The 7957-nt window shown below is 49.8% G+C and carries 6 protein-coding genes; 4 read left to right on the forward strand and 2 right to left on the reverse strand.

Annotated elements, in window-relative coordinates; all coding sequences use genetic code 11:
* The coding region (locus Q0628_RS15510; protein WP_298772548.1) for an FKBP-type peptidyl-prolyl cis-trans isomerase at positions 1–870 on the reverse strand (870 nt) is incomplete at its 3' end.
* A 124-nt stretch (positions 871–994) separates the two neighbouring features.
* Between Q0628_RS15510 and glmS the strand changes: the two genes are divergently transcribed.
* Entirely contained in the window at positions 995–2821 is a 1827-nt protein-coding gene (gene glmS / locus Q0628_RS15515; RefSeq protein WP_298772550.1) for a glutamine--fructose-6-phosphate transaminase (isomerizing), read from the forward strand.
* 175 nt (positions 2822–2996) lie between these two features.
* Here the strand turns inward: glmS and Q0628_RS15520 are convergent, their stop codons facing one another.
* Positions 2997–5429: a hypothetical protein gene (locus tag Q0628_RS15520; protein WP_298772552.1), complete on the reverse strand. Its 2433-nt coding sequence runs from the start codon at positions 5427–5429 to the stop codon at positions 2997–2999.
* A 493-nt stretch (positions 5430–5922) separates the two neighbouring features.
* Here Q0628_RS15520 and Q0628_RS15525 point away from each other — a divergent pair, with 493 nt between their 5' ends.
* The 3 genes from Q0628_RS15525 to Q0628_RS15535 form a co-directional block, all read left to right on the forward strand.
* Complete coding sequence (locus tag Q0628_RS15525; RefSeq protein ID WP_073056781.1) at positions 5923–6207, forward strand: nucleotidyltransferase domain-containing protein; 285 nt, start codon at positions 5923–5925, stop codon at positions 6205–6207.
* Complete coding sequence (locus tag Q0628_RS15530) at positions 6194–6415, forward strand: hypothetical protein (protein ID WP_298772556.1); 222 nt, start codon at positions 6194–6196, stop codon at positions 6413–6415. The genes Q0628_RS15525 and Q0628_RS15530 overlap by 14 nt, the downstream gene beginning before the upstream one ends.
* Before the next feature lie 82 nt (positions 6416–6497).
* Positions 6498–7957, forward strand: a 1460-nt coding sequence (locus tag Q0628_RS15535) for a segregation/condensation protein A (RefSeq protein ID WP_298772558.1), incomplete at its 3' end; no start/stop codon positions are given.

Raw genomic sequence — 7957 nt, forward strand, 5'->3', positions numbered from 1 at the left:
AGCCGGCTTAGCATCAGCCTTCGGGGCTGCGGCAGGAGCGGCAGCGGGCTTAGCAGCAGGCTTGGCTTCGGCCTTCGGGGCTGCGGCAGGAGCGGCAGCGGGCTTAGCGGGTTCTGCAGCAGCAGTCGACGGAGCGTCTGCAGCGTGAGTATCAATCAGTTCCATTTCAAAGACCAGGGTGCTGTTTCCCGGAATCTGCGGGCCACGGCCACGGGGACCATAAGCGAGATCGCTCGGAATCCAAGCGGTGACCTTGCCGCCCACCTTCATGAGCTTGAGCATTTCGGTCCAACCCGGAATTACGGCGCCGATCGGGAATTCAAGCGGTTCGCCACGGTCGACGGAGCTGTCAAACTTGGTGCCGTCGAGAAGCGTACCGGTATAGTGAACCTTCACGATATCACCATCGGCAGGAGTAGCACCCGTACCTTCGGTAATCACCTTGTACTGAAGGCCACTTTCCGTGGTAACGACACCTTCGGCAGTCTTATTCTTAGCAAGGAAAGCTTCGCCAGCAGCCTTATTGGCTTCGGCAGCGAGGCTATCCTTCTTGATCTTTTCAGCCTGACGGGCCTGAGAGAGGTCGGTCAAGGTCTGGAAAATCACGGAATCGTTCATCAAGAAATGAGCGGAATCACTGTTATAGCGTTCCTTGAAAGCCTGGATAAAAAGATCCAAGTCCAGGTCAATGGAATCGCGAGTCACGAGCTGGAAACGAGCCTGGTTACCAAAGTGAGCACCGAGGGCGTAGCTATACTTGTCCTTTTCGGTCACCAGGGAAGTCTTCGTCTTGGGTCCCTGGCACATCTGATCACAACCAGTCAAGGCAAATGCAAGAGCACCTGCAGCAATAAGAATTTTTTTGTTCATTTGGTTCCTCTTTTTTATAAGACATTCCGAAAAATAACAAATTATCAATAGAAAAATTCAATTGTAACTCTTTTTTACCATAAGATTTTCATATATTGTTAGCAAAAAAAAAGGATTTCTTTATATGTGCGGAATTGTCGGCTATATCGGAAAAAACGAAGCGCTTCCTGTCCTTGTCGGCGGCCTCAAGAAATTGGAATACCGAGGCTACGATAGTTCAGGCGTTGCCCTGATTGAAAACGGTACCATTGAAACCGTCCGTGCTTCCGGGAAAATTTCCGCTCTTGAAAACAAATTGAAGGAAAAAGCTCTTCATGGACATGTCGGTATCGCCCATACCCGCTGGGCAACCCACGGTGCACCGACCGAGGAAAACGCCCACCCCCACCAAAGCTTTGACGGGAACATCTCCATTGTGCACAACGGCATCATCGAAAACTACGCCGTGCTGAAGAAAAAACTGCAGTCCGAAGGAATCGAGTTCAAGTCCGAAACGGATACCGAAGTTGTCGCCCACTTGATTGCTCGCTACTACAAGGGAAACTTGAAAGAAGCGGTCCTTAAAGCTATTTCCCTGATTGAGGGAACCTTCGGCCTGGCCGTCATTTGCCGCGATGAACCAGGAACCCTGATTGGAGCGCGACGCGGAAGTCCCCTGATTCTCGGCATCGGCACAGGAGAATTCTATTTGGCTAGCGATGTTTCCGCCATCATCATGCACACCCAGAAAGTGGTCTACCTGGACGACAACGACATTGTGGAAATCAAGGAAGACGGCTACAACCTGTTAAACATCCATAGCCAGCCCGTGCAACACGAAGTCCAGGATGTTGAATTCGATGCCGACGCTATTGCGAAGGGCGGCTTTGCGCACTTTATGCTCAAGGAAATTTTTGAGCAGCCCGAAGTGCTCCGCAACACCATGCGCGGACGCCTGCTCTACGCCGAAGGCAACGCCAAGCTGGCGGGTCTCGACACCAACATCAAGGAACTCCGCAACATCAACCGCATTATCATTACGGCCTGCGGTACCAGCTACTATGCCGGTATGGTGGGCGAATACATGATCGAGGACCTGGCCGGCGTCCCGGTCGAAGTCGAATACGCATCGGAATTCCGCTACCGGAACCCCATTATCAAGCCGGGTACACTCGTACTCGCCATTAGCCAATCCGGCGAAACCGCCGACACCCTGGCAGCCCTTAAAGAAGCTCAACAGAAGGGGGCTACCGCACTAGCTATTTGTAACGGTGTGGGATCCACCATCGCCCGCACGAGCGACGGCGGCGTTTACCTGCACGCAGGCCCCGAAATCGGTGTAGCCAGCACCAAGGCGTTCACCAGCCAGGTGACCGTACTCGCCATGATAGCCCTCTTGCTTGGCCGCCAGCGCAGGCTTTCTTTTGAAGCAGGCTCCGACATCGTGAAGGCTATGCAGGAACTCCCGGAACTGGTGGAACAGACCCTCAAGCTTTCGGATCAGATTGCAGGCATCGCCAACAAGTACGTGAAGGCAAACAACTTCTTGTACCTGGGTCGTCACTTCAACTACCCCGTCGCCATGGAAGGCGCTCTCAAGCTCAAGGAAATCAGCTACATTCACGCCGAAGGCTACCCCGCCGCTGAAATGAAGCATGGGCCCATTGCCTTGATTGACGAAAACATGCCGGTCGTGGTGATTGCCCCGAAGGACGCCCTGTTCGACAAGGTGATCAGCAACGTACGCGAAATCAAGGCCCGCGGCGGCAAGGTGATTGCCATCTCGACCGCAGATTGCCACCCGCTCGACGAAATTGCAGACCACCTGATTACAGTCCCGAAGACTATCCCGATGCTCATGCCGATCGTGACATGCGTGCCGCTCCAGCTACTCGCCTACCACATCGCCGTGCTGCGCGGAAACGACGTGGACCAGCCGCGCAACTTAGCGAAGAGCGTGACCGTGGAATAATTTTTGCGTTGACATTCCGGTCTAGAGCCGGATTCGCAACGGACCAAGATTCTGCAGCCTCCCTAACGGGAGGCTGTTTTTAGTTAAAGTCTAAAAAGGTAAAATTCTTCTTTAGCGAGTTCGCACATTTTTGTTTTACAGAGCAGTGCAAATTACATGATAGGCAAAAATCAATTTATTTCAAGAATCCGAATTGATAGACTTGTGGACGGAGTTTTTCGGATAGGGCTTTGTAGGTAGATTCGAAGGCAGCAAAACTGACGGGAACGGAATTGCCGGATTCGTTTTGGGCTTTCAGTGCCTGGCGAATTTGATACCAGCCGACATCGGGGCGGTTAAGCTTTAATTCTTCACGAATTTTATGGTTGAAGGTTTGCTTGAAGTAAGCAGACCAAATTTTGCGGCCTTCGTCAAGGACAGCTTGGGCTTCGGCACTGAAGGTTTTGCCCTGCATGTATTGCACCATAAAATCACTTTCGAAGCGTTCGCTTGCACCGACGTCTTCTTCGGTGAAGGGAATAAGGTGATTGACGATGCTCCACTTTTTGCCGTTCCATTCAAGGTCATTAGCACTAGCGGTGAGATTCGAACCATTGAATAGCATCCAAACCAAGCAATCATTTTTGAAATCATCAGGCAATTCACAATTTGGCTGGAGGAACTGGTCGCGGTCATTTAACCAAGTATGAGGAATAATCTTTCTAACTGTATAAATAACGGCTAAATCAAGTAAATTTTCTGAGTTGACATAAAACCCATGCCCACCACTATAACCAGAAGAGAAAAGCGAAGTATCATTGGCTTGTTGCATGTCGTTACTATTTACTCGCATGTAACCAATAGCGTCATCACTCCAAAATTTACACCTCAAATCTGTTGTTCTAGTTGCAGGCGATATCGCGTTTTTTAATGGAATTATTTCAGTAGTATTCGGCTCAGGCCTGTCAATCCAAGTGGCAAGATATCTTTCATTTGGGGCATTATAAAACTTCTTTTCGCCAATTGGATTTGTACTTTTATCGAGAACCTCGCATGAAATCTCAGACGGAAACATACATTTAGATTGCTTCGCTTTGCTCGCAATGACATTGAACGTTTTCCAAATTAGAAAGCCTATAGGAAAATTTCCCTTGAGACCTTCAAAAGACTTTGAGTGTACTACAAAACCTCCCAGATATTGAGCACACCATTGTTTTCGAAATACTTCCATTGTTTGAGAATTGACATATTTCAATGTGCTAAACATCGCTAAGGTCGCATTCGGAATTTCTTTAGCGATTCGAGCCACAAACTGAGTAAACAGTTCATTGCTAGCTTTACCGAATTCTTTCATCCCGAATTGTCCAAACCGTGTTTTATTCACACCTGTTTTAGCGGTGTTATCTTTAGAAGAAGCATTAAATGCACTCCCAACTTCTGCATAAGGTGGATTTATCAGCACTAATAATTTCTTCTTTCCTTCATTTGCATCGCGAATAACATTCTGCAAAGTCTGAGGAATCTTTTTCGTAAGGCTGTAATCAATCTCTCCGTTATCGGTAATGTCATCGTTCAAGTAATCGTACTGAAAACGCTCGGCGGACACACAAATCTTCGCCGCCTTCATGATATTCACGTCTTCTTGATCGAGGGTGCTCATAAACAGATGACGGTGGTTAGAATGCTTGGCTTCGAGATTTCCGACGCCACAACACATATCCCACACATAGTAATCCTTCTGCCAGTTCGAACCAAGCGTCTTTTCTAGCAAGTCGTAAGCCTTGTCAACTACATTGAGCGGAGTGTAGTAGGCTCCCTTGAAAGTCCGCTCGTCAACGGGAATCAGGCTGTCGCGGCGTTCCAGCAAGTAACTGCGAAATTCCTCTTTGGGCGGCCTATCATAAATCGCCCAGAACTGGCTATAACCATCCATGCTTGCGATTTCGTAAGTCTTCCCATTCAACAAGAATATTGGCTTATTGCCCTTGTGCAATAGCTCTGCAGACAAATGTTCGTGGGTGCTGACCTTGCCGTCGCTCATCACATCGGCGTAGAAAAATTCTGCGTAGTTTTCAGGTTCCGCATTCACGATTTCCTTGCCGACCATCTCGACCCATTTATCGAAAACCTGTTTGAGATTGTCGGGCGTAATTTGCGTGCGGATGATTTCGCCTTTTTCTATGGCGTTTCGCAACGTGTCGATAAATTCTTTCTCGTGCGTCTCGATATTGAAACTCACGAAATGTGTGCCGATGTACTGCGAAACAATGTCTAAAGCATCCTGCGTTACATCGCTGGCGGACTTGCCCCACTTGATGTGGACGTTCTTGTCCTGTAAAAGCGGGAGCGCCACATCAGTCTTCATGATAGCGGCCTTGACGCTATCGACCACGCAAAGGAACGGAGGAATATGCTCGCCATCCTTGAGGGCCCGGTGGATGTAGAAAAGCAGCTGCGTGAACATTTCGTAGAGCGACTTCTTGGAGCCAAATTTCGCTTCGAACCAGACTTCGCGCGTTTGAATATCTATCAGGTTTCGCTGAACCTGCTTAAGGTGCAGTGCCTTGATGTATTCCGCCTTCACGTCTTCTTCGGACGAGGCTTTTTGCAGCTTTTCGAACAGACTCATAAGGGCTCCTTTAGCCCTTATGCCGTGCAGTCAATCCACAAAAAAAGCGTGGCGTCGAATGCACTTACCTGTTTCGAGGTTCTGGTAAACCTATTCCCAATAAGCACAAACGACCCACGCCCATTTCTGGACGTGAGTGTTCGCCTTATTCTCGGGAATTTTTGAAATTTACCAGATTTCGAAACAGAGAATAAGAGCTAACTCTACGTTAAACTCGCGCCTGCGGTTTTTACGCCACAAGCTATGTCAAAACGAATGATAGTAAAAAAGGAGATGCCCGCCTGCGCGGGCATGACAAAAGAAGCGGGGATGACAGGGAAAAAGGAGGTGCCGCATCAAGCGGAAGTGACAATTCGGGGGTTTTAGGGGGTGGAACTTCCTAGGCGAGGGGGTGGAGAGCAACGTAGTGCGAACCAGGGGGATACGGCCCCCTTCTCGCAATAGACATGCCCATTCTTCCCGTAAATAATGTATATTGTAAATGGAGCATCAAATGAACTTGCCGATAAACATAATACACCAGATAGAGACCTTTGCCAAGGAATGTTTCCTTGACCGCGTTATTCTATTTGGTTCTAGGGCACGAGGTACAAACCGCGAACGCAGTGATATTGACCTCGCGGTGTCCGGCGGCAATCTGGCCCGTTTTGAGGAACTGCTTGAAGAAAAAGCAGACACCTTGCTTTCGTTCGATGTAATTAACATGGACGGAGTTGCTTCAAGAAAATTGAAAGACAACATCCAGCGCGAGGGAGTCCTGCTTTATGCAAAAGTTTGACAACTTTGTTGCATGTTTTGACGTGCTGAAAAACTCCAATCGCGATATGGCAAAAAGCGATGAAATTTATCGTACTGGTGTTATCGGACAATTTAGTCTCGCTTTTGAGTTGTCATGGAAAACTTTACAAGAAGTTATGCGAGCCCACGCCATTAACGAAGCTGAGAACGGTTCTCCGAAAAGATGCTCGTCAAAATTGAAGAATTAAAAGATTAAATCGCCGAGTGGAATTCGCCTTCGCGCTCTGAAAACGCGTTCAGGCCGAATGATTTTAACTACATTTACCGTAAATGACCGAAGTCGAAGAACAGGAAGAATACGAAGTACGCATCGGGGCGTTCAATGGCCCGATGGACTTGCTGGTGTATCTTGTTCAGAAGAAGGAAGTTCCGCTCGAACAGATTTCGATTGCAGAAATTGCGGACCAGTTCTTAAAGTGGGTGAACGAGTACGAGGGTACCGACTTGTCGAAGGCGGGCGACTTCTTGTACATGGCAAGCCGCTTGATGGCCTTAAAGGTGCAGGAACTTTTGCCGGCCGAGCAGCGCGACCCCGAGATGGAAGCGGAATACAACGAAGACCGCGAACAGCTCATGAAGGAAATGCTGGAATACCAGCGCTTCAAGCAAGTCGCGAGCGGCCTCCAGGAAATGGAAAGCGAGAACTTCGGTACGTATTCCCGCGGGCGCCTGGAAAAGACGCAGACCGACGAAGAGACTTTGGCCGACGCGAACATCTGGCAGCTTTTCCGCGCCTACCAGAAGAGCTTGAAGACCAAGATTTCGGAAACGATTCACCACATCGAACTCGACTACGTGACCATTCAGGACCGTCAGCAGGCGATCAACAATTATCTTGCGGTGAATGGCCGCGCCCTGTTCGAAGACTTGCTCGACAACGATTCTCACCCGATTGTGGCGGCAGTGACCTTCATGGCCATGCTCGAGATGATCAAGACGGACGAAATCGTATTCCGCCAAAGCGAACTGTTCGGGCCGATTTGGATTTACCGCAAGAAGAACAACGCCGACTACGCCGAAGAAATGGCGCACGAGACCGTGTTCTTCAGCAAGGATCCGGACGTGAAGCCGGGCCTTGTAGAAGCGATTCGCAACCAGGCGATAGCACGTTCCAAGGAACAGACCGTGGGCGACTTGGCCGCGGTGATGCGCGAAGCCGTGCTGTGGACAGAACGCGGACGGAACGTGAGCGAAGACGATTTGAACGCCATGCTCGAAGGTCGCGAAGACTTGAGCGAAGTGCAGGAAAACCCGTTCGCCGAGATGATGAAGGAAGACGATGCGACTGAAAATGCCCAGGCTTCTGCGGAAGGTGCGCAGGCCCCGGCAGAAGGTTCTCAGGCCCCGGCAGAAGGAACCGCGCAGGTTGTTGAATCTGCTCCCGAAACAAGCGCGCCGACAACTGAAACGGTTGCGGAAGAAACAAGCGCTCCGGTTGCTGAAGAAACGCCGATGGAAGAAAATGAGGAATGGATTGCTTCGTTGTCTACGACTCCTCGCAATGACGTGAACGAAGCATCTGTCGAAGAGACTCCCGCTGAAGAGCCGCAGCCGACCGATGTGTCCGCTACGGAGCCGGCCGCAGAGCCGCAGCCGTCAGACAACATGACGGACGAAGAATTCGAAGCGTTCATGAAAAAAGCCCAGGCGTTCTACGACTCCCAGGCCAATGAAAAAGGGATTGCTTCGTCGCCTACGGCTCCTCGCAATGACGTAAACGACGACGATGA

This window comes from uncultured Fibrobacter sp., assembly GCF_937877005.1.
In the GTDB taxonomy this organism is placed as follows: Bacteria; Fibrobacterota; Fibrobacteria; order Fibrobacterales; family Fibrobacteraceae; genus Fibrobacter.

Coding starts and splice junctions, on each gene's coding strand:
- Q0628_RS15530 (WP_298772556.1), top strand. CDS start 6,194: ATGCAAAAGTTTGACAACTTTGTTGCATGTTTTGACGTGCTGAAAAAC.
- Q0628_RS15525 (WP_073056781.1), top strand. CDS start 5,923: ATGAACTTGCCGATAAACATAATACACCAGATAGAGACCTTTGCCAAG.
- glmS (WP_298772550.1), top strand. CDS start 995: ATGTGCGGAATTGTCGGCTATATCGGAAAAAACGAAGCGCTTCCTGTC.
- Q0628_RS15520 (WP_298772552.1), bottom strand. CDS start 5,429: ATGAGTCTGTTCGAAAAGCTGCAAAAAGCCTCGTCCGAAGAAGACGTG.